18 protein-coding genes and 3 pseudogenes are annotated in these 21583 nt (G+C 71.7%); 12 read left to right on the top strand and 9 right to left on the bottom strand.

All coding sequences use genetic code 11. The annotated features are described in order from the left end of the window. Nucleotides 1–2: 2 nt before the first annotated feature. Nucleotides 3–131: pseudogene (locus OP86_RS25445) on the bottom strand (carboxymuconolactone decarboxylase family protein); the annotation flags it as partial. A 147-nt stretch (nt 132–278) separates the two neighbouring features. On the opposite strand from OP86_RS25445, the pseudogene OP86_RS25440 reads away from it, so the two are divergent. After that, nucleotides 279–1922, top strand: a pseudogene (locus tag OP86_RS25440) (nuclease/transposase family protein). Nucleotides 1923–1929: 7 nt separating this feature from the next. Here the strand turns inward: OP86_RS25440 and OP86_RS25435 are convergent. From OP86_RS25435 to OP86_RS25425, 3 genes and pseudogenes are all read right to left on the bottom strand, one after another. Next, nucleotides 1930–2223: pseudogene (locus OP86_RS25435) on the bottom strand (carboxymuconolactone decarboxylase family protein); the annotation flags it as partial. A gap of 176 nt (nt 2224–2399) precedes the next feature. After that, on the bottom strand, nt 2400–3503 hold the full coding sequence (locus OP86_RS25430) for an NADH:flavin oxidoreductase/NADH oxidase (RefSeq protein WP_033333346.1): 1104 nt from the start codon (nt 3501–3503) through the stop codon (nt 2400–2402). Between the two features lie 168 nt (nt 3504–3671). Further along, nucleotides 3672–6440, bottom strand: coding sequence for an ATP-binding protein (locus OP86_RS25425; RefSeq protein WP_245231826.1), 2769 nt, complete (start codon nt 6438–6440; stop codon nt 3672–3674). A gap of 229 nt (nt 6441–6669) precedes the next feature. On the opposite strand from OP86_RS25425, the gene OP86_RS25420 reads away from it, so the two are divergent. Continuing rightward, nucleotides 6670–7626, top strand: a complete 957-nt coding sequence (locus OP86_RS25420) for a hypothetical protein (RefSeq protein WP_030061758.1) — start codon at nt 6670–6672, stop codon at nt 7624–7626. Between the two features lie 79 nt (nt 7627–7705). On the opposite strand, the gene OP86_RS25415 is transcribed toward OP86_RS25420, so the two are convergent. Then, nucleotides 7706–9091: an MFS transporter gene (locus tag OP86_RS25415; RefSeq protein ID WP_051830596.1), complete on the bottom strand. Its 1386-nt coding sequence runs from the start codon at nt 9089–9091 to the stop codon at nt 7706–7708. Nucleotides 9092–9462: 371 nt separating this feature from the next. Between OP86_RS25415 and OP86_RS25410 the strand changes: the two genes are divergently transcribed. Further along, nucleotides 9463–10002 (top strand): NUDIX hydrolase, encoded by a 540-nt coding sequence (locus tag OP86_RS25410; protein ID WP_030061760.1) that lies wholly within the window; start codon nt 9463–9465, stop codon nt 10000–10002. Between the two features lie 70 nt (nt 10003–10072). Here OP86_RS25410 and OP86_RS25405 read toward each other — a convergent pair whose 3' ends face one another. Beyond that, nucleotides 10073–10867: a GntR family transcriptional regulator gene (locus OP86_RS25405; RefSeq protein WP_030061761.1), complete on the bottom strand. Its 795-nt coding sequence runs from the start codon at nt 10865–10867 to the stop codon at nt 10073–10075. A gap of 213 nt (nt 10868–11080) precedes the next feature. On the opposite strand from OP86_RS25405, the gene OP86_RS25400 reads away from it, so the two are divergent. The 5 genes from OP86_RS25400 to OP86_RS25375 all read left to right on the top strand — a co-directional run bounded on the left by OP86_RS25400 (nt 11081) and on the right by OP86_RS25375 (nt 15928). Next, nucleotides 11081–11686 carry a type 2 periplasmic-binding domain-containing protein gene (locus OP86_RS25400; RefSeq protein ID WP_245231828.1) on the top strand — a complete coding sequence of 202 codons (606 nt, stop codon included), beginning with the start codon at nt 11081–11083 and terminating at the stop codon, nt 11684–11686. Between the two features lie 86 nt (nt 11687–11772). Beyond that, nucleotides 11773–12771 carry a UDP-glucose 4-epimerase GalE gene (gene galE, locus OP86_RS25395; RefSeq protein ID WP_033333342.1) on the top strand — a complete coding sequence of 333 codons (999 nt, stop codon included), beginning with the start codon at nt 11773–11775 and terminating at the stop codon, nt 12769–12771. After that, a complete protein-coding gene (locus tag OP86_RS33940) occupies nt 12771–13652 on the top strand; it encodes an NAD(P)-binding domain-containing protein (RefSeq protein WP_051830595.1) in 882 nt (293 codons plus the stop codon). The genes galE and OP86_RS33940 overlap by 1 nt, the downstream gene beginning before the upstream one ends. A 1224-nt stretch (nt 13653–14876) precedes the next feature. After that, nucleotides 14877–15437: a hypothetical protein gene (locus OP86_RS25380; RefSeq protein ID WP_030061767.1), complete on the top strand. Its 561-nt coding sequence runs from the start codon at nt 14877–14879 to the stop codon at nt 15435–15437. A gap of 77 nt (nt 15438–15514) precedes the next feature. Further along, a complete protein-coding gene (locus OP86_RS25375; RefSeq protein WP_030061768.1) occupies nt 15515–15928 on the top strand; it encodes a hypothetical protein in 414 nt (137 codons plus the stop codon). A gap of 221 nt (nt 15929–16149) precedes the next feature. On the opposite strand, the gene OP86_RS33935 is transcribed toward OP86_RS25375, so the two are convergent. Together OP86_RS33935 and OP86_RS25365 are read right to left on the bottom strand one after the other, a co-directional pair. Further along, nucleotides 16150–16623, bottom strand: a complete 474-nt coding sequence (locus OP86_RS33935; protein WP_051830593.1) for an NUDIX domain-containing protein — start codon at nt 16621–16623, stop codon at nt 16150–16152. A 47-nt stretch (nt 16624–16670) separates the two neighbouring features. Continuing rightward, nucleotides 16671–16931, bottom strand: coding sequence for a hypothetical protein (locus OP86_RS25365; RefSeq protein ID WP_030061771.1), 261 nt, complete (start codon nt 16929–16931; stop codon nt 16671–16673). A 128-nt stretch (nt 16932–17059) separates the two neighbouring features. On the opposite strand from OP86_RS25365, the gene OP86_RS25360 reads away from it, so the two are divergent. Both OP86_RS25360 and OP86_RS25355 read left to right on the top strand, forming a co-directional pair. Continuing rightward, nucleotides 17060–17899: a helix-turn-helix domain-containing protein gene (locus tag OP86_RS25360; RefSeq protein ID WP_030061772.1), complete on the top strand. Its 840-nt coding sequence runs from the start codon at nt 17060–17062 to the stop codon at nt 17897–17899. Beyond that, nucleotides 17874–18101 (top strand): DUF397 domain-containing protein, encoded by a 228-nt coding sequence (locus OP86_RS25355; RefSeq protein WP_342447795.1) that lies wholly within the window; start codon nt 17874–17876, stop codon nt 18099–18101. The genes OP86_RS25360 and OP86_RS25355 overlap by 26 nt, the downstream gene beginning before the upstream one ends. A gap of 61 nt (nt 18102–18162) precedes the next feature. On the opposite strand, the gene OP86_RS25350 is transcribed toward OP86_RS25355, so the two are convergent. Next, the gene (locus OP86_RS25350) at nt 18163–18882 is read right to left on the bottom strand and encodes a heparin lyase I family protein (protein WP_030061773.1); all 720 of its coding nucleotides are present in this window, start codon (nt 18880–18882) and stop codon (nt 18163–18165) included. A 274-nt stretch (nt 18883–19156) separates the two neighbouring features. Between OP86_RS25350 and OP86_RS25345 the strand changes: the two genes are divergently transcribed. After that, complete coding sequence (locus tag OP86_RS25345; RefSeq protein ID WP_030061774.1) at nt 19157–20371, top strand: RNA-guided endonuclease InsQ/TnpB family protein; 1215 nt, start codon at nt 19157–19159, stop codon at nt 20369–20371. A 334-nt stretch (nt 20372–20705) separates the two neighbouring features. Then, nucleotides 20706–21583: AfsR/SARP family transcriptional regulator (locus OP86_RS25340; protein WP_167344231.1), on the top strand; the 878-nt coding region annotated here is incomplete at its 3' end.

Here is a 21583-nt window from a genome sequence, read left to right as displayed (position 1 = left end):
CGTCAGACGCCCGCGACCGGCAGCAGGCCGCGTTCGGCGAACACCTTCTTGGCGACGAAGGTGGCGTTCAGCGCTTTGGGGAAGCCGCAGTACACGGCGGAGTGCAGCAGGGCCTCGACGACCTCCTCGGGGTTTGTGAACTGGTGGAGATCGAGGTCGTTTTGGTGCACGTAAGTGTCCATGAGTGTCTCTTCGATCGTGGCTTGTCGGGTGGCTGGGGCGACTTGTCAGTGCCGTGTGTGAGGGTGGTGGCACTGACTGTGAGGGGGTGGGCGGGCGTGACTGGGTCGAGGAGGGAGCTGCGGCGGATCGATGCGCCGTTTGTTTCCCTGGGTCCGTCGGGTGTGACGGTCCGGGACCGTCTCAGGGGCCTCACGGCCGGGGATGAGGAGGTGCTGCGGCTGGTCGGCGGGCATCTGGGGGCGCTGGCGTCGAGGGATCTGAAGGCGCGTTGCGCGGACGGCCTGGACCACAGCAACGAGACGTGGGCGGGGCGGAAGCGTGGCTTGACGGTGGAGTCGTCGTCGCGTTGGGCGGGTTCGGTCACGAAGGCGACGCATGATCAGTGGGCGTTGTCGCGTCGTGGGCAGGCCGCGTACCTGGACTCGTTGGACACGGGTGTCCGGATGCTGCGGCACCGGCTGTCGCTGCCGATCGGCGAGAAGGGCACCAAGCGCGCTCCTGGTGGCTACCGCTCCAAGCGGGAGTGGTTCGTCAAGTCCCGTCGGCTCGCGGTGCTGGAGGAGCGCCGCGCGGTGGTGGCGGCGGATCGTGAGGCAGGTGTCGTGCATGTGGTGCGCGGGGGGCGGAAGCTGCTGAACACCCGGCACAACCTGACGGCAGCCGGTCTCACCGAAGCCGACTGGCGCAAACGCTGGGAGAGCGCGCGGTGGTTCCTCGCCGCGGACGGCGAGTCGGGGAAGCGGTTCGGCAACGAGACGATCCGCGTCACCCCGCAGGGCGAGGTGTCGGTCAAGCTGCCCGCCCCGCTCGCGGATCTGGCGAACGCTCGCAACGGCCGGTACGTCCTTGCCTCGAAGGTGTCCTTCCCGCACCGGGGGGAGGAGTGGCGGGACCGCATCGTCGGCAACCGGGCGGTGGCCTACCGCATCCATCTGGACGCCGGGCGGGAACGCTGGTACCTGGATGCCTCCTGGACCCGGCCGGTGGTGCGGACGATGCCGTTGGAGGCGGCTCGCGCGGCCGGGATCGTCGGGGTGGACACCAACGCCGACCATTTCGCCGCCTGGCACCTCGACGTCCACGGCAACCCGGTCGGCGATCCCCGCCGGTTCCCCTACGACCTGACCGGCACCGCCTCCCACCGCGACGCCCAAGTCCGCCACGCCATCACCCGGCTCCTGCACTGGGCGAAGCGCTGCGGTGTGAGCGCGATCGGTCTGGAGAACCTGGACTTCACCGCCGAGACCACGCGCGAGAAGCACGGACGCCGCAAGTGCTTCCGGCAGCTCGTCTCCGGCATCCCCACCGGGAAACTCCGTGCCCGGCTCGTCTCCATGGCCGCCGAACTGGGCATGGTCATCGTCGCAGTCGATCCCGCCTACACCACCCGATGGGGCGCGCAGCACTGGCAGAAACCGCTTGCGACACCCACCCGCACCACCACCCGACACGATGCCGCGAGCATCGCGATCGGACGACGCGCCCTCGGACACCCGATCCGGCGACGGACGGCACCGCCCCACGACGACCGGAGCGATCGTCGCGGGCATCGGACCGTCCAGGCCCCATCGGGCATCCGGGGGCGCGAGGAGACCCGCCAACCCGCCGCGGACCGCGCACACGATGCGCGCAGCCGAACGGGGACAACGAGAACGCGGGCGACCAGCCGGGCATCCACCACCGTTCGGGATGCCCGCAGTGATCACACCTGGGTCCAAGACCCACTCCTGATCACTTGATTGGAACGGTGAGCCCCACGTTCAGCGATGCGTTGACGTGGACCTCCAGCTGCGGCTCGCAGCCGCCGAGCGCGGTGAGCATGCCGAGGGTGACCAGCTGCCGGTCGCGCGGGGCGAGCTGCGGGCGGCTGTAGATCTCCCCGAATCCCCACGCGACGACCTGGTGCCCCAGCTCGGGGCTGATGTCGGCCAGCGACTCCACCACGCGCCGCCCGACCTCGCCGTCGATGCGGTCGAGCACCTCCATCCCGTGCTCGAAACGCTCCCCGCGGGCCTGTGCGTCGTTCGCGGCCGTGCTCATCCCGGCGCTCCTCTCCCGGCCGTCCGTACCGACGGCCCACGTCCCGTCCCGGCCGCCAGGGGCGGCGGCCGGGGACCACGGCAGAACCGTAGGACTTGGAGTGCGCTCGAACTCAAGCCGACACCGAACCCGCGCCCGACCTCGCCCCAGGGCGGTGCCGGGCCGGTGCCGGGGCGTCAGGCGCGGTGGTACTGGACGGGGGAGGGGACCTCGCCGTCGAGCGCGGCGGCGGCGTGGCGGGCCCAGTACGGGTTGCGCAGCAGCTCGCGGCCGAGCAGGACGGCGTCGGCGCGGCCCTCGGTGAGGACGGCCTGGGCCTGGGCGGGGTCGGTGATCAGGCCGACGGCGGCCACGGGCAGGCCGGCCTCGTTGCGCACGGCCTCGGCGAAGGGCACCTGGAAGCCGGGCGCGGCCTCGATCCGGGCGTCGGGGACGAGGCCGCCGGTGGAGACGTCGAGCAGGTCCACGCCGTGTGCCTGGAGTTCCTTGGCGAGGCGGACGGTGTCCTGCGAGGTCCAGCCCTCGCGGTCGTCCTCGGGGTTCTCGGTGAGCCAGTCGGTCGCGGAGACGCGGAAGAACAGCGGCAGTTCCTCGGGCCACACCGCGCGTACGGCGTCGACGACCTCCAGTGCGAAGCGGATGCGGTTCTCGAAGGAGCCGCCGTAGGCGTCGGTGCGGCGGTTGGTGTGGGGGGAGAGGAACTGGTGGACCAGGTAGCCGTGGGCGCCGTGGATCTCGACGGCCTGGAAGCCGGCGTCGAGCGCGCGGCGGGCGGCGTCGGCGAACTTCCGTACGATGTCGGCGATCTGATCGACGGTCAGTTCTTCGGGCGTGGTGTGCTCGGGGGAGAAGGGCAGGGGGCTGGCGCCGACCGGCGTCCAGCCGTGCTCCTCGTCGGGGGCGAGGGCGCGCCCGCGCTCGATCCAGGGCCGCTCGGTGGAGGCCTTGCGCCCGGCGTGGCCGAGCTGGATCACCGGGACGGTGCCCTGCGACTTCAGGAAGGCGGTGATCCGCCGGAAGGCCTCGGTCTGGGTGTCGTTCCAGAGCCCGAGGTCGTACGGGCTGATGCGCCCCTCGGGGCTGACGGCGGTGGCCTCCGCGATGATCAGCCCGGTGCCGCCCGCGGCCCGCGCCGCCAGGTGGGTGAAGTGCCAGTCCGTCGGGACTCCGGCGGCCTCGCCGGCCGGCGCCGCGCTGTACTGGCACATCGGGGGCATCCAGACCCGGTTGGGGGCGGTGAGCTCCCGCAGGGTGTAGGGGGTGAAGAGAGTGGTGCTCATGTCGGACTCCCGGTGGGGTCGGCGGCGGGTCGGCGGCGCCAGGGCGGGGGGCGCACCCGCAACTGATTGCAGCTGCAACTTATGCCCCTAAAGATAGTTGCACGCGCTTGTCACTTGCAAGGGGCCCCCACCCGGCCCGCACCGCCCGCCCGTACCGCCCGCCCGTGCTCAACCGCCCGCACCCAGCAGCCCGCGCGCCCGGTCCGCCAGGCCGTCGGCGTCGCACCGGACGGCCAGCTCCAGCCCCCGGGCCAGCGCGTCGCGGCCGCCCGCCGCGCCGCCCAGCACCTCCCCCAGGTCGACCAGGGCGAGCGCGTGCTCGTAACGGGCCGGCGAACGCTCCAGGAAACCGACCGCCTCCGCCAGCAACTCGGCCGCCCGCTCCCGCTCGTGCACCCCGGCACACAGCCGCAGCGCACTGCCGACCGCCGAGTCCGTCCCCGACTCCCGCGCCCGGCGCACCGCCTCCGCGGCCAGGGCACGGGCCCGCTGCGGCTGCACGTCGGCCACCGCCCGCGCCAAGTGGCCCAGCCACGGCGCCCACACCGTGTTGCGCCACCCGCGCGCGTCCAGGGCCGCCCCGGCGGCGGCCAGCGTCTTCGCCGCGCCCGCCGCGTCGCCCCGGGCCAGCAGCAGGCGCCCGTACAGCGTCGGGGCGTCGGGCAGCACCATCACCGTCGGGTACGGCGGCCCGAACGCGTGCTCGCGCGCCAGCTCCAGGGCCTCCTCCAGCCGGCCGCGCGCCGCCAGCGTCTCGGCCAGCGCCCCCACCGCGTCCCAGTGCAGCGGGGTTTCCGGGCCGATCCGCCCCGCGATGCGCAGCGCCCGGCGCAGGTAGTCCTCCGCCGCGGCGAGCGCGCCGCAGCGAAAGCGCAGCATGCCGGTCAGCAGGTAGGCGAAGCCCAGGTGGCCGCCGCTCCACCCGGCGACCTCGTAGGTGCGCACCGCCTCGCCGAACAGCTCCTCCGCCCGGTCGACCCGGTCGGCGTACAGGTAGCTGATGCCCAGGATCCCGGGCAGCTCGAAGCCCCAGGTCGTGTTCGTCCAGCCCAGGGCGCGGGGCAGCCGGCCGCCCGGCAGCGCGGAATCCGCCAGCGCGATCGCCTCCGCGCGGTCGACACCGCGCAGCGTGAGGTCCCAGCAGCGCAGCACGGCCACCGCCTGGGCCAGCCCGTCGCGCTCGAACACCGCCTCGCCCGGGGCCGTCCCCGCCCCGTCCGCCCCTGTCCCGCCCGCGCCGGTGCCGGCGTCCGTGAAGGCCAGTCCGACCGTACCCAGCATCCGGTCGAACTCCGCCAGCCGCCGCGAGCGCCCCGGCCCGTCCGGGTCCTCGCCCTGGAACGCGCCGAACATGAAGTGGGCGACCTCCAGCCGCAGTTGCCCCGGCCCGGGCCGGCAGCGCGCGGCCTCCTCGGCACACAGCGCCGCGGCCTCGCCCAGCCGGTTGCTGTGCGCGAGGGCCTGGGCGAGCCGGAAGACCGCGTCCACCCGCAGCCCGGGGCCCAGCCCGTACGGGTCGGCGAGCGCCAGGCGCAGCTGGTTGACCGTGGTCGCCGGGTCGGTGAGCAGCGCCGAGCAGCCGAGCTCGTAGAGCACCGAGGCCCGGTCCTCGTCGGCGGGCGGCTCGCTGATGGCGCGGCGCAGACAGCGCTGCGCCGCTTCGGGCGCGCCGATGGCCAGGTGTTCGCGGGCCGCCCGGCGCAGCTTGTCGACGATCTCGCCGTCCCCGTCGGGCAGGATCTCCAGCAGGTGGCGGGAGGCCGCGAGCAGGCCGAGGCCGGCGTTCTCCAGCTCGACGGCGGCGACCCCGTGCATCCCGGTCCGGGCGGCGGGCGGCATCGACTGGTAGACCGAGGTGGCGATCAGCGGGTGGACGAACTCCAGCCGGCCCGCCGCGGTGCCGGTCAGCACCCGGTGGCGGCGCAGCTCCCGCACGGACTGGGCGGCGGTCTCCGGGCCCTGGGCGCAGAGGGTGGCGGCCAGGTCGGGGCGGATGTCGGTGTCCAGCACGGACGCCGCCCAGGCGTAGCGCAGCGTGGTGGGGCCGAGCCGCTCCAGCCAGTGCCGCGGCGTCATCCCCCGGGCGGTGGCGGCGAGTTCGCGCAGCTGGCCGGTGCTCTCCTCGACCGGGTCGAGCCGCTGGTCGGCCACCTCGCGCAGCAGGGCGGCGGTCTCGTACGGGTTCCCGCCGGTGACCGCCCAGACGTGGCGGCAGAAGGCGTCCTCGGCCGCCGCCCCCAGGGCCGCGCGGACCAGGTGGGCGACCGAGGCGGGCTGGAGCGGGCGCAGCTCGTGCCGGCGGTCGGCCCGCCCGGCCAGGCCGCGCTGCAGCGCCAGGGCGTCGTCGGGGAACTCGTCGCGGCAGGCGAGCACCAGCAGGGCCGGCAGCTCCCGGGCGCGGACCGCGAAGCCCGCCAGCCAGCCCAGCGACTCCGGGTCGGCCCAGTGCAGGTCGTCGACGATCACGGCCACCGGGGAGCGCAACTGCACGAGGCGGGTGAGGACGAAGTCCAGCCCGTCCCGCACCCCCTGCGGATCGAGCTGCCCGCGCGGCGGCAGCAGCCCGGCCGCCGGGCCGACGACGTCCTCCCACGGCCCGAAGACCCGCGCCCGCTCCTGGTCGGACAGCGCCGCCAGCACCGGGCGCACCAGCTGGCGCACCACGTGGAACGGCTCGTGGCACTGCCGCTGCCCGCCCCGGGCGAACAGCACCGTGCAGCCCGCCCGCCGCGCCGCCCGCCGCACCTGTGTCAGCACCGCGGTCTTGCCCAGCCCGGCCGCGCCCGTGTAGAGCAGCAGCTCCCCGACCCCGGCGCCGTCGGGACGGGTGAGCGCCTCGACCGCCCGGCCCGCCGAGCGGATCTCGGCCTCCCGCTCGTGCAGCGGACCGCCCTCCACCCCGGCTCCTGCGTCGTCCGCGGGCTTCCCATCGGTCACCGTCGTCTCCAATTCTCCGTGTCGGTACGGTCGTTGAGAGGCCGAGGCTACTGCCGCACGGCCGGCTCCGGTGCGGGCTTGACAAAGCCGCCGGGCACGGGCGCAGGCCCGACCGTCCGGCCCGGCGCGAACGCGGCGACCTGGCGCAGGAAAATTGTTGGCCTCCGCCCGCCCTGCCCGCGATACTCACCAGCCGGTACCGGCCCGGACTGCAGGGGGGAGCGCGCCTGTGGAGGTCTTCGAGTGCGAGGGGTGCGGTGCCGCACTGACCGCGCCGCTGTCCCGGGTCGCCTTCCCCCTCTACGCCGGCCACGGCTACGGCAACGGCCATCCGATGCCCGTCCTGATGGAGTCGGGCACCTACGCCGTCGACGAGGACCCCGTCCTGACGGCCCGCTCGATCGTGATCGCCCCCGGTGACGCCGTCGGCACCGCCCTGGTCCAGCGGCGCGAGTACGGCGCCTGCTGCGGCATCGACGGCCGCAACGGCCCCAACGTCACCTGCGCCGGCTGCGGCCGCAAGGTGGCCACCCGGATCGACGACTGCTCGCTTTGGCAGGCCACCTGGCTGGAGCCGACCGCGGTGCGTCCCGTCCCCGCGGGCCCCGCCCGTCCGGTCGCCGACTGGGCGGAGCTCGCCGAGGAGCGGTGCGGCACCCCGCTGCTGGACCTGACGGGGGAGTGGGACCCGCGCTGGGAGGCGGAGGCCTCCGTGACGCTCGCCCACCTGGTTGCCGCGGCGGACGGCTCGCCCGTCACCGTCGACCGACCCCTCGCCGAGGCCTTCCGCCGCTTCCTCGCCGCCCTCCCGCAGGGGCGCCCGGCCAAGCACACGGTCCTGGCCGGGCCAGGGGTTCCCCTGCCCGAACGCCTCCCCGACATCGCCGTGGTGCCGCGCCACCCGCAGACCGGCGAGCCCTGGCCCACACCCCCCGGCGTGGTCGCCGCGCCGCTGGACATCGGCTTCTGGCGCCACCTCGCCTTCCACCGGGAGCACCCCGCCCGCCCCACCATCGGCCGGCTGCCGCCCGGCGTCGAACGCGACGACCCCCTGCCGCCCCACCCCTGGCGCCCGTTGATGGCCGTCCACAGCGTCTTCTTCCACGCCCTGTCCCGGATCCCCGCCGTCCGGCCGGCCTGGCAGGACTTCATCCGCGACAACGCCTCGGCCCTGCTCTATCCCTGACCCGCCGCCGAACGCGCGCCGGCCTCCCGGCTCCCCGCGTCGGGGGCGTCCGGGAGGCCGGCGCTTCACGTGGCGGCCGTCAGCGCACCGGCTGCGGAACCCGCTGCGCCGGAACGGCCTGCGTCCTGCCCGTACGGTCGGCGCCCGGCGAGGCACCCAGCGCCGTGCCCCGGGTCTCCTCCGCCCACAGCACGCACACCAGCAGGCCAAGCGCCGTGGTGCCGGCGGCGATCAGCATGGTCGGCCCGGTGCCGAGCCCGGTCAGCGACAGCGGCAGCAGGTAGGTGCCCACCGCCGCGCCGATCCGGCTCACCGAGGTGGCCACGCCCACGGCGGTGGCGCGGATCTCGGTCGGGAACAGCTCATTCGGATACGTCCAGTCGAGCACGTTGGGCCCGCCGCACAGGAAGGCGTACGCGCACAGCGCGGTCAGGGCGATCGCGGCGGGGGCGGTGGGCCACACGCCCAGCAGGGCCAGCGGGACGGTCATCAGGGCGAAGGACCAGATGATGACGGGGCGCCGGCCGCGGCTGTCGATCAGGCGCAGCGCCGGGTAGCAGCCGAGCAGGAAGACGAGGCTGATCAGCCCGGTGCCGAGGGTCTCCATCACGGTGCCGCCCGGCATGCCGAAGGAGGAGAGGATCTGCGGGCCGAAGGTGAGCATCGCGAACAGCGGGCCGACCTGGCAGAGGAAGAACAGGCCGCAGAACAGGGTGCGGCGCCGGTAGGGCGGGGTCATCAGCAGGCGCAGCCCGCCGGGCCGGCCGGCCTCGGCCGGGTCGGGCATCAGCTCCCGGCCGTCGACCCGCACCCCGAGGTGCTTCTCGACCACGCGCACCGCGTCACCGACCCGCCCGTTGGCGGCCAGCCAGCGCGGGGACTCCGGCGAGCCGCGACGGATCACCAGGAAGACCACGCACAGCACCGTGGAGCTGGCCAGCATCCACCGCCAGCTGCCCGGCCCGGCCAGCTCCAGGAACAGGTAGCCCACCACGTAGGCGAGGACGGAGCCGGCGTACCAGGCGACGATCTGCTGGCCGAGCAGGCGGCCCCGGTGCTTGGCGGGCAGCCACTCGGCGAGCAGCGAGGTCGCGATCGGGTAGTCGGCGGCCACGGCCATACCGAGCACGAAGCGCAGCAGGGTGATCGCCCACACCGAGTCGACCCAGAAGGAGAGCACCGAGCAGGCGACCATCACCAGCAGGTCGGCGGTGTACATCACCTCCCGGCCGATCTTGTCGGTCAGCACGCCGAACAGCGCGCCGCCGACGAACATACCGACCAGCGCGGCGGCGCCGATCAGGCTGACCTCGGCGGTGGACAGCCCGAGGTCGGGACGCATCCCGATCAGGGCGACGCCGACGATGCTCAGGATGTAGCCGTCCAGCAGTGGTCCTCCCGAGCAGGCCAGGGCCAGCCTGCGGTGGAAGGCGGTATACGGGGCGTTGTCGATCGTTCGGGACATGGGCTTGGGGTCCTCCAGAGCGTACGGGGCTGCGCTTTTCACGCGCACCGTGCGCCGGGTAGACGGCAGGGTCGACGCCGCCCACCTCGGACGGCGCCACCGCCCGATCACACCGGGCGACCGTCCACGGTTGCCCGGGTACGGACCGGTCACCACCGGGCCGAAGGTCGACCGGATTCATGCCCAAAGTCCCGAACCGGACAGGCCCTTTGCCCGTGCCGAACCACGCCCTTCCCAGTCCTCCCGGGCCCAGGCGCCCCCGGACGCCGGAAATCGCAGGTGGCGTGACCCTTCTCACCCGAGCCCCCTGCCGGGCCCCGTTTCGTGTGGCCCGCACCACACCGGCGGCTCGGGCCCGTACAGTCCCGGCCATGACCGATCCCACCGCGTCGTGGCACGAGCTCGAACGCACCACCGTCTTCAGCAAGTTCGGCCGGTCCGTCGACCGCGTCGACTTCGAACTGCCCGACGGACGGAGGGAGGAGTTCTACCTCAAGCGCGAGCGCCCGGCCGGTGCCGTGCTCGCCCTCACCCCCGACCGGCGCGTCATCCTCGCCCGCCAGTACCGCCCCGGCCCCGACCACGTGCTGTACGAACTGCCCGGCGGCTTCATCGAACCCGGAGAGGAAGCGGTGGATGCCATCGCCCGCGAACTGCTGGAGGAGACCGGCTACCAGGGCGAGGTCCACGCCGCCGGCCGGTACTGGCACGACGCCTACTCCGACGCCCGGCGCTACGCCTTCTTCGCCACCGACTGCGTCAAGATCGCCGAACCGCAGCCGGAACGCACCGAGTTCATCGACGTCGTCACCCTCCCCGTGGACGAGTTCCGCACCCGCATCCTCCGCCGCGGCGAGCTGACCGATGCCGCCGCGGCCTACCTCGCCCTGGACGCGCTGGACCTCCTGTAGCCACCGCCGAACGATGTGGCGGACCGTCAGTGAGAATTCGGCGGCGGCCCCCTCGGGCGCCGCCGCCGTTCTACACCGTCGGATCGGTCGGGCGGTTTCCGGGCCATTCGGCCGTGGGGTGACGGGTGATCGGGTAGCCGATCTCGTACTCGTCGGCCCGCATGCGGGTGTCGTTGACCTCGACGACGGTTCCGTCTGGGCTCGTCGCGGTGCGGATGATCCGCAGCAGCGGTGTGCCCTTGGGGACGTGGAGGGCGGTGCTCTCGTCCGGGGTCGGCATGCGGGAGGTGATCGTCTCGTGCCAGGCCAGGGGCCCGTATCCGAGCTCGCGTTCCAGGATGTCGTAGATGCCGCCGGGGCCGGTGTCCGCTTGGGCGAGACGGGTGCCGCGCGCGACGGCGGCGGGCAGGTAGCTGGTTGCGAGCTGGGTGGGCTGACGGTTGTCCGGGGAGCCCATGAGACGGTCCCGGACCAGGACCTCCGCGTCGGGGGCGGAGTTGAGGAGGGAGCAGAGGTCGCGCGGTGCCGGCGCCCAGGCGATGGTGGGTTTGCGCAGAGCGACCCAGGGCCGGGCGGCGGGATCGAAGTAGTAGCCGCGTTCGTCCCGGAGTACCTGCCGGACGCGGGAGAGTCGCCGGCGCTGCGGAATGCTCCGTACGACGGTGCCGCGCCGGCGGACGACCTCGACCAGGCCCTCGGCTTCGAGGACGGCGATCGCCTCGCGGGCAGTCTGCTTGGAGATGCCGTACTCCTCGGCGAGGTCGGCGATCCTAGGCAGGACCGTACCGGGCGGGTACACGCCGTTGACGATGCCGGTGCGCAGGTCGTCGGCAAGCTGGCGGTAGTGGGCGGGCGGCTTTTCCACGGAGCTCTCTTCCGGTCGGTGATTCGGCGTCAGGCCGATCTACTCATTAGTCCTAGCCTTATTGACAGGGCTTCACGCGTGCACGATATTAGGGCTAGGACTAACTGTGCGTGACATGCAACGCACGGTCCGTTGTTTCCCCTCGGCGACTCACCGGCGCCGAGCTGCCACGGAGACTCTCGCCTGTCGGCCACGATGGAGGCCCGCACCGTGATGAACCCTCACCCGCACCACCTGAACGCCACCGGCCCACGCCCCCTCACGCCGACCGACCCGCACCGAGTCGTCGCGACCCTGGGCCCGGAAGGCACTGACGCCCACTGCGAGGCGCTGCGCCACTTCGGCGACGTACTGCTCGCGGCCTCCTTCGAGCTGGCCGTGCAAGCCGCTCTGGCCGGCGGATGCCATGCGATGGTCGCCGCCGGGTTCGTCGAACGTCGCAGTCCGGGCGGCGAGGTCTCCGACCTCTGGGTCGACCTGCACTTCCGCCACCTCGGGAAGCTGGAACTCGTGGGTCTCTGGGAGGCGCCGACCAAGCCGATGTGCCTTGCCGTCCCGCCCGCCGTGCAGGCTCCGCGCACCGTCGCCCTCCACCCGGCGACGGCGGTCTTCGCCGACCGCTACGCACGCGGCGCCGACCGCCACTACGTCGATGCGAAACCCCTGGCGGTGCGCCAGGTTCTCGACGGACGGGCGGAGGGCTGCATCGGCTCGGTCGACGTCGTCCGCCAGGCCGGACTTGCTGTTCTCCATGAGTTCCGGCCCACGATGGTCTGGTGCCTCTACCGGCCCGTCAACTACCCCATACAGGGTGATTAGGGCAAACGAGATCAACCGTGCTAATCGCTGCTAGGCTGCGCGCCGGTTTCCAACTCCAGGAAACGAAAAGTGACTTGGGAGAAGACATGACCAAGGTCCTCATCGCCGGTGGTGCCGGATTCATCGGCTCCACCGTCGCCAGCGCCTGCCTGGACGAAGGCATCGAGCCCGTCATCCTGGACGACCTGTCCACCGGGCGACCCGAGTTCGTCGCCGACCGCACCTTCTACCGGGGCGACATCGCCGACGGCGACCTGGTCGACCGGATCTTCCGAGACCACCCCGACATCGAGGCCGCCATCGGCTGCGCTGCCCGGATCGTCGTCCCCGAGTCGGTGGCCGACCCGATCGGCTACTACGACACGAACGTCACCAAGGGCCTGGCCCTGGTCAACCACCTGCTGCGCAACGGCTGCCACCGATTCGTGTTCTCCGGCTCGGCGGCAATCTACGACTCCGGTCAGGCCATCACCGAAGACGCACCTCTCAAGCCGCTGTCCCCGTACGCCCGCACGAAGGCGGCCTTCGAAGGCGCTCTGGAGGACATCACCGGCGGTTCCCCGCTACGGGTCATCACCTTGCGGTACTTCAACCCGATCGGTGCCGACCCCAAGCTCCGCACCGGCCTGCAGACCACCCGCCCGACCCACGCCCTCGGCGTCATGATCGACCGCTACCGCGCCGGCGAGCCGTACCCGGTCACCGGCACCGACTGGCCCACCCGCGACGGCTCCGGCATCCGCGACTACGTCCATGTCCAGGATCTGGCCCGCGCCCACATCGCCGCGGTGCGCCGCTTCGACACCGTCGTACCGGAGAGCGGCCCCCGTTACCTGCCGATCAACCTCGGCTCCGGCAACGGCACCACCGTGTTCGAACTGATCCGGGCGTTCGAGGACGTCACCGGCGAGCCGCTCGCCCACCACCTCGCCGACGCCCGGCCCGGAGACATCGCGGGCGCCTACCCGGCCATCGACCGCGCCCGCACCCTCCTGGACTGGAACCCCGAGCACAGCCTCCAGGAGGGCATCGCCGCCGCCCTGGCCTGGATCAAGATCCGCCACACCATCCTCAAGGACGAGTGATGACACCTGCCGAACAGGCGCTCCGACCGGCGACGTCGATCGTCGTCGCCGGCTACGGGGCACTGACCTCGGGCATCCTGCCCCACCTCGCAGCCCTGCCCGACACCCGGGTTGCCCTCACCAGCCGCCACCTCACCCGGGCCCCGCACCCCGCCGTCCGCCTCGTGAGCCCGGCCGAGATCACCACCCGCCGTCCGGACCTGATCCTCGGCTGCTTCGAAAACGACGCCCGCAACCGGGACTTCTGGACCCAGGGGCACCTCACCGCCGCCATCACCGAGCACCACCCGGCGTGCCTGGACCTGTCCACCATCAGCCCGAAGCGGGCCGAGCAGTGGCACCAGGAGATCACCGACCTCGGCGGACTCCCCTGGGAATGCCCCGTCACCGGCTCCCGCCCCGGTGCAAGGGCCGGCACCCTCGCCGCGTTCCTCCATGCCCCCGCCCCGCACGAGACCGCCGAACGAGCCCTGACGGCCTTCACCCGCAACCGCTACAGGTTCACAGCCCCCGGCAACCCGGCTCGCTTCAAACTGATCTTCAATGCCTGGGGCGCCGTGCTCCTGTACGCAGCGGGGGAGTTCGCCCGCCGACTGCCCTCCCAACTCGGTGCCGACTACCCCGAGGCCGCCCGCATCGTGACCACCGACGGCTGGATGGCCGCCCTCGCCGCACAGAAGCTCCACCGCATCAGCGAACGCTCCTACGAGGACCCGGACTTCGCCGTCCGCCACATGATCAAGGACCTCGACTACGCCCGCGATCTTCTCGGCGACCTGCCCCTCCTGACCGCCGCGCTGGACGCCTTCACCGAGGCCGAGACCCACCACGGCCCGTACGCCGACTTCACCGCCGTCGCCGACACCCGGGGAACGCCGTGAAATCCCGCGACCTGCCCCTGTTCCTCCACCAACTGACCCACGAATTCGAAGGTATGACCGGCATGTCGGTGGCGCTGTCCGGGTCCTTTGCCCGCGGCGACCAGCGCACCGGGCGCGGCGGACACATCACCTCCGACCTCGACCTGATCCCGGTCATCGCCACCTCGGCCGACGCACCGGCCGCCCGCGTCGCGATCCTGCCGATCCTGCAACACCTCGCCGACACCTTCCACCTCGAAGCGACGGCCGCCATCACCACCCTCCCGGCGTTTCGGCGGGCCGGCCATGCCCCCTATCGCACCAGCATGCGGCCCGAGTGGCTGTGCGACGGCCTCGGCCTCGGCCCGGGTGCCTTCTGCTCGTCCGTCCACGATGACGGTGCCCCATACGCGGCGCTGGTCTGGGCGATCCAGCCGGTCACCTACTACCTGGCCAAGGCCACCGCCCAGGACCCGCTGACCAATCTGCTCAAGGCCCGCTCCTCCGCCGCCGGCCTGGCCGCCTTCTTCGACCTGCCCCACCGGCCCGGCAGCCTCGACAACCTCCAGTGTGCCCTGCGCGGCCTCATCGCCGAACGCGGCATCACCCCACTCGGCTCCACCACCCGCTACCTCGACACCCCCACCCACCCCGGCGTCGCGCAGGCCGTCCGAGATGCCGTCTTCCGCGAGAACCAGGGCCTGCCGTTCGCGGACTCGGCCGTCGCCGCGCGGCCGTCCCCGGACGAGGAGGGGGAGTCCGGCGCCGTGTTCCCAGGCGTCCCAGGCGTCTTCGACGCGCCGGTAGTGGTCCTCCGTCATGACCTCGCGCAGCTGGGCTTGCGGCACCCAGTGGAGGCCGCGGATCTCCTCGGGCGGCTGGTGCCGGCGGACGGCCTCCGCCTGTCGGGGCGTGATCATCCCGCCCGCATAGACGAAGTTGAGGCCCTCGGGGAACTCGGCCGCGGGCACGTAGTCGACCGTGAGGATGGTGCGCAGAGACAGGACGTCGAGGGAAATGTCCCGTTCATTCCCCTCCGCCCGCTTTTCCGATTGGCGGAGATTGGCAGCGAATTCGCAGGAGGTCGGTTGCGGGCCGATTGGTCCGCCCGGAATCGGTCCGTCCCCCGCGTGATTCGGCCGAACGGGATCCCGGCATTCCGATCGCAGGCATGTGCGAATCTAAAGTCCGTCTCCGGACACCCGACCGGTGCAGACGGCGCCATCGGGAGAATAGGGGAAGCTCGTGTCCACGAAGGTCAAGCGACTGTCGGCCCTGGTGGGGGCCGCCGCGGCGCTCGCTCTGTGCGCGACGCCGGCGAACGCGTCCGAGGCGATCCCGCACATCGACCAGGGTGCGGTCAGGGCGTCGGTGCAGGCGCACGGCGGGGTGCTCACCAAGGACGAGGCCGTGCGGCTGGGCATCAAGCCCAACACGCAGTACCTCGCCACCCCGCTGGCCGGCAAGATCCACCGGAAGCTGGCCGGCGGCGCCCGGACCGGTTCGACCGCGGGCGTCGTCGCCATGCCGAGGAGTGCCTCCGGGTGCAACGGCGAGGTCTGCATCGAGGTGACCGGGTCGGGCCTGCACGTCTCCACCTGGAGCACCTTCGCCTACACCAACGGCTACGAGTGCAGCTACGGCGCGTTCTGGGAGGACGGGGACATCGCCGGCACCGGCCCCGAGGAATGCAACGACGGCATCGTGTGGAACTCCACCGGTGACCTCGACTTCGGTGGTACGACCCAGATCTGCAACACGTGGGTCGGGATCGCGGGCCGTCCCTGTGAAACGGTCCACTCGTGATCTGACGTGATTCACGGCGGCGGTCCCCCCGGGGCCGCCGCCGTGCTTATGCTGGATCCGGAGGGGAGGACAGCTGGATGACCACCGATCAGGTAATGGGGATCCCCGGTTGGGCGGAGGGCCGGGGAATGCTCATCCGCGGCGGGACGGGCCACGGCGCGGACTCCACGGTCCACTCCTACACGCGCGGCGGTCGGCGCGCGCTGCCCGTCGTCGTCTTCGCGCAGTCGACCGCACGGGACCAGACGGAAGCCGCGGTCAGGAACCTGCTCGGGCGGGGTGACCGGCCCGAGTGGCTCGAACTCGTCGAGGAGGCGCCCGCCTCGATCGTGGTCGGCGGCACCGTCGTCGCCGCAGTGCGTCGCCGGTCGTCAGACGGTCGCCTGTCGTGCGTGAGCTTCCCCTGGCGGGGGGCCACCGTCGCCGTCGCTTCATGGGAACACCCGCTCGACGCCACGTTCTTCGCCTCGCTCGGCGTCGTCGATTCGTAGCTTCCGGGCTTGCCGTCAGAAGGAGTGGCTGTCGTGACACGAAAGACCTCGATCGTCCTGGGAGCCTCCGCGGTTCTCCTGGCGGGCGCATCCGCCGGAGCGGTCTCCGCGGACACGGCCCGCCACCCCGCCGAGGGAACTCTCCGCGTCCAGGGCCGGGTGGTGCACGTCGACCCGGCGGCCGCCCAGCGGATCACGACCGGGCACGGCACCGCCTCCGACTACCGGCCCCGGACGAGGAGGGGGAGTCCGGCGCCGTGTTCCCAGGCGTCCCAGGCGTCTTCGACGCGCCGGTAGTGGTCCTCCGTCATGACCTCGCGCAGCTGGCCCTGGGGCACCCAGTGGAGGCCGCGGATCTCCTCCGGCGGCTGGTGCCGGCGGACGACCTCGGCCTGTCGGGGCGTGATCATCCCGCCCGCGTAGACGAAGTTGAGGCCCTCGGGGAACTCGGCCGCGGGCGTGTAGTCCACCGAGAGGATGGTGCGCAGGGACAGGACGAGCCCGGTCTCCGTCTCCAGGTGCCGGCGGGCCGCGAGGTGCGGCAGCTCGTCCTGCTCGGCGCTGCCGCCGGGCAGGGCCAGCCCGTTCCGGTGGACGGGGTCGACGAGGAGGACGGAGAACTCGTCCGGCTCGTCGGGGTGTTCAAGTAGGACGAGGACCTGGTGGACGGATCGGCGACCGGGGGGCCTGCTCATGAGGCGGGTCCTGTTCAACTCTGCTCCAGGGGTGAGGAATTCGGCGGTCACAGTGGCCAGCCGTCGAACGGCCGGCGGCGCGGCTTCCCGCAGGTGCCGGGCGCGGTCTCCCTCGGGTCGAGCGACCGGATCATGCCCAGGTCGACCCGCCGCTCGGGACCGGTCGCCCCCAAAGGTCGGAGCACCGCCTTCCCGAACTCCGCCTCCACGAAGACGCCCTCGCGCGGCTTCCCGTCCTCGGGGCGGCTGAAGTCCTGTACCACCTCGTTGAGTTGGAAGCAGGGGTTGGGGGTCTGAGCGTCAGGCATGGGGGTCTCCGTAGGTTGCGCTGCGCTTCCGGTGAATCACCAGGTGTAGCCATGGTGGCGTGGTTGCCCCTACGATCGGAACCAGATCTGAAGCTTGAAGTCAGTGCTCGGCAAGTAGGTGAAGATCAATGAATCTCAAGGAACTTGATCCAACATCAGGTCCGTGGGCGCCCTTCGGGGTGCAACTTCGCAGGTCACGAAAGGCTGCTGGCCTCACGCAGGCCCAGCTGGCGAGGCTCGTGGGGGTCGATCCCTCCTACGTCTCCTATGCCGAACTTGCTCCGCCCGACCGGACCCCGCCAAGCGAGAAGTTCGCACGTGATGCCGATCGAGTGCTGGAGACGGGCGGAACTCTCCTGCTGATGTGGCTCCAGGCCAAGCACTCGGCATTGCTGGAGGGCTTTCCGGAGTACGCAGCCAATGAGACGCGAGCCCGTGAGATCCGGCTCTTCGAACTCGGCGTCATCCCCGGCTTGCTTCAAACGAAGTCCTACGCAGCGGCCCTGGCAAGGGCGGACGTCCGCCGAAGGGACATCACCCCCAAGCAGGCAGAAGAGAGACTTGCCTTTCTGCTCGCGCGACAGGAAGCCCTGGCCCGACGAGATCCGCCGCTCATCCACGCCGTACTGGACGAGAGTTGTCTCCGACGGATCATCGGTGGCCCGGAGGTCATGCGGGAGCAGCTTGAGCAACTTGAACAGCTCTATGAACAGGGGCGCGTGGTCCTTCAGGTGGCGCCGTTCAGCATGGGGGAGCACAGGCCGTTCGCCCTGCCCATGCGTCTGCTGACACTCCCCGACGGCTCTCTGTTTGGCTACTCTGAATCCGAGGGGCGAGGGCACGTCGAACGAGATGACGACCGGCTCCGTGACTGGCGCAGGAGATACGATCGCCTCCAGGTAGGGGCGCTGGCCGAGTCGGCGACTCTCGAACTGATACTCCATGCGCGGAGGGACTCTCATGGCTGATCTCGACTTGACTACCGCTTCGTGGGTGAAATCGACGTACAGCCAACAAGGCGGGGACTGCCTTGAGGTTGCGCGCGGCTCTCTTGAGCTAATGCCCGTCCGTGACTCCAAGGACCCTCAGGGCCCGGCCCTGGTCTTCCCGGCCGAGGCCTGGAAGTCGTTCGTCTCCGCTGTCCGCAGCGGCGAGTTCGGCGACATCTGAAACGCCCGCAGGCCCGGACCGCCCCACGCGGTCCGGGCCTGCGTCGTGTCGGCGAAGCGCTCTACGAGCCGGCGGTGGCGGCCTCCAGGGTGGTGGCCATCACCGGGCTGGTGAAGGTGTTCGTCGCATCCCCCGAAGAGGGGTGGTACGAGCCCCACTTGAGGTAGTTCCGGTTGCCGTCCCAGGTGGTGCCCTTGAACGTGCCCGACCCGGTGGTGAAGGTCTGCTTCTTGCCGTCGAACCAGAAGTCGATGGTGCCGTCCGTCCGCCCCAGGCGGATCTTCAGCGCGTACGAGTGCCACTGGCCGTTGGCCGTCGGCGCGGTCCACAGCGTGTGCGACACGTGCTGGGTGTCCCACTCCTGCAACCTGATGCGCCCGTCGGTGGCGTCGATCTCGATCGGGTGGTTGGCCGTGTCGGTGCTCGGGTCGCACTTGAGCTGGAACACGTAGCGGCTGTTGGCGTCCTTGATGTCCACCTTGGACGACCAGCCCAGGTAGAAGGTGTCGCCGTTCTTCAGGTCCGGGCTGAGCGTCTCGCAGCGCTCCTGCCCGGCGGCCTGGTAGGCCCGCCACACCTTGCCCTTGGCGGCGTCGTTGACGACCTTGAAGTTGCCGGAGGCGCACTGCACGGAGGCGAAGGAGGACGCCCCCTTGCTGGTGCTCGGGGTCCACAGGACCTGGCCCGCCGCGCTGCTGGGCGTGATGGTGCCGCAGGAGATGGCGAGCGTGGCGACGGCCACGCCCCCGTAGGCGAGCTTGCGGCGGGACGGACGGGACATGGGTCTCCCCGGGGAGTCGGACGCGGGCCCGGGCCGGGGGCGCCCAGGCCCGGGTGTACGGAGCGATTCGACCATCTGCCGTGCCCGCTGACCAGGCGGAACAACCGGCGGAAGTAACCGTGGGGCCACTTCCGCCGGTCGGCCCGCCTTGCGATCCGTCAGCCTTCGGCACCGGCATGCTCGTTGAACGAGAAGATGCGCTCGTCCGCCAGCGGCTCCTGTCAGTGGCCTGTGGCATGGTGATTACGGAACCGAAAGGGCGAAAGGGGAGCGGGTGATTCGTGCGTACAAGTTCCTCATGCGACCCACTGTGGGCCAGGCGCAGGCACTCGCGGAGATGCTGCAGGATCACTGCTCGCTGTACAACGGGGCGTTGCAGGAACGACGTGACGCCTACCGGCACGTCTCCAGGACCACGGTCCGGTACGGGGATCAGTCGGCGCAGCTGAAGGAGATCCGGGCGTTCGACCCGGAGAGGCAGGGGCGCTGGTCATTCTCCTCCCAGCAGGCCACGCTTCGTCGGTTGGACAAGGCGTTCGCCGCGTTTTTCCGCCGAATCAAGTCCGGTGACACACCGGGCTACCCCAGGTTCCGGGGCCTCAACTGGTTCGACACGGTCGAGTTCCCGAAAGACGGAGACGGCTGCCGGTGGAACTCCACCCCGCACGACCCAGTCACCCGCGTCCGCTTCCAGGGCGTCGGCCACGTCCGTGTGAACCAGCACCGGGTGGTGGTCGGCAAGATCAAGACAGTCAGTGTCAAGCGTGAGGGCCGGAAGTGGTTCGTCGTGCTGATCGCCGAGCGGGAGCGGCCTGAGCCGCTTCCCGTGACGGGCAGCGTGGTCGGCATCGACTTGGGTATAGCGAACTTCCTCGCCGACTCGGGCGGCGAGTTCGTTCCCAACCCTCGCCACGGCCGCAACGCCGCCGCGAAGCTCGAAGCTGCCCAACGGGCCCTCACGCGGTTCCCCCGCATCTGCAGGGGAAAGCGCACCCGGAACCATGAGCGAGCAGTGGAGAAGGTCTCCAAGCTGCACGGCAAGATCCGCCGTCAGCGCCTCGACCACGCCCACAAGACTGCCCTTTGGCTGGTCCGGTCGCATGATTTCATCGCGCACGAAGACCTTAAGATCCGCAACATGGTGCGCACCCCCGCACCCAAGCCCGACCCGGACCAGCTGGGGTTGTTCCTGCCCAACGGTGCGGCGGCCAAGGCCGGGCTGAACAAGTCGATCAATGATGCCGGATGGGGGGTGTTCTTGACGATCCTCACCAACAAGGCTGAAAGCGCCGGTAGGGAAGTGATCGCCGTGGACCCCCGCAATACCTCCCGGGCCTGCCCCGAATGCGGGCACATCGCCAAGGAGAACCGGCCCACACAGGAGACCTTCCACTGTGTCGCCTGCGGTCACATGGCCCACGCCGACACGGTGGGCGCCATCAACGTCCTACGGGCCGGGCTGGCCCGTCGCAACGCCAACCGGGCTTAGCGAGAAGCCCCCGGCGCCAGCCGGGGGAGGAGTCACTCTGGTGGTCACCGGCTGTCCCGACGAATCCCCCCGCGTCCCAGCCGCGCGTTCCAGGGGCCCGGCATCCGTCCTGGTCAGGGCCTGCCCGGGCGTTCCAGCGTCCCTGACTGCCCGTGACCACTGGCGGCCGGGACGGATCACCGTGCATGCTCCGGTCGTCCGGGCAGGCACGTCGACGGAGCCCCGAGGCGGCCGTCCGTCGTCCGCCGGTCACCGGGGCGCCACCCAGGCGACGCCCTGTGATCGGCGAGTCGCCTACTGTCATATGCTTGTCGCATTAAATGGGGGGCGGGTCTTGGATTTCCGATTGCTGGGCTCGGTGGCCGCAGTGGCCGCGGACGGCCGGGAGCTACCCGTCGGCTCCGCCAAACGCCGCAGCCTGCTGGCCATGCTGCTGCTCAACCCCGGCGCACCCGTCACCGTGGACCGGCTCACCGAGACGCTGTGGGACGAGGAACCGCCCCGGCACTCACGCACCGTCATCCACAACCACGTGTCGGGCCTGCGCGCGCTGCTCGCCGAACACGACGCCCCCGCCGTCGGCGTCGAACTCGTCACCGACGGCGGCGCCTACCTGCTGCGCGTCCCCGAACTCGCGGTGGACACCGACCGCTTCGCACACCTGGTGCGCACCGCCCGCTCCCTGCCCGACGCCGCCGAGGCGGTCGAGGCCCTGCGCGAGGCACTCGCCCTGTGGCGCGGCCCCGCCCTCGCCGGCACCGCCCCCAGCGTGCCGCTGCAGTGCGCCGCCCACGCACTGGAGGAACTGCGACTCGCGGCCGTCGAGGAACTCGCCCGCGCCCACAGCGGACTCGGCGACCACGGCTCGGCAGCCGGCGTGCTGTCCACCGAAGCCACCATGAACCCGCTGCGCGAACCCCTGGTCGCCGCACTCATGCTGGCGCTCGGCCGCGCCGGGCGGCGCTCGGAGGCACTGGACTGGTTCCACCGCACCCGCCGCGCCCTGGCCGACGAACTCGGCATCGACCCCGGCCCCGAACTCGTCGACGCCTACGACTGCCTGCTGCGCACCACCGCCGTGCCCCGGCCCGACCGCGTCCCGCCGCCCCGGGTGGCGACCGTCGGCGGCCTGGCGTTCGTCCCCGACCCGCAACCCGCCCCGCAAACCGCTGCCACCCCGCACCCCGCCGCAGCCCCGGCCCCCGCCCACAC

Source organism: Streptomyces novaecaesareae, assembly GCF_000716875.1.
Lineage (GTDB): Bacteria > Actinomycetota > Actinomycetes > Streptomycetales > Streptomycetaceae > Kitasatospora > Kitasatospora novaecaesareae.
The sequence above is the reverse complement of the archived record's forward strand: the minus strand, read 5'-3'. Positions and strand labels throughout refer to the sequence as shown.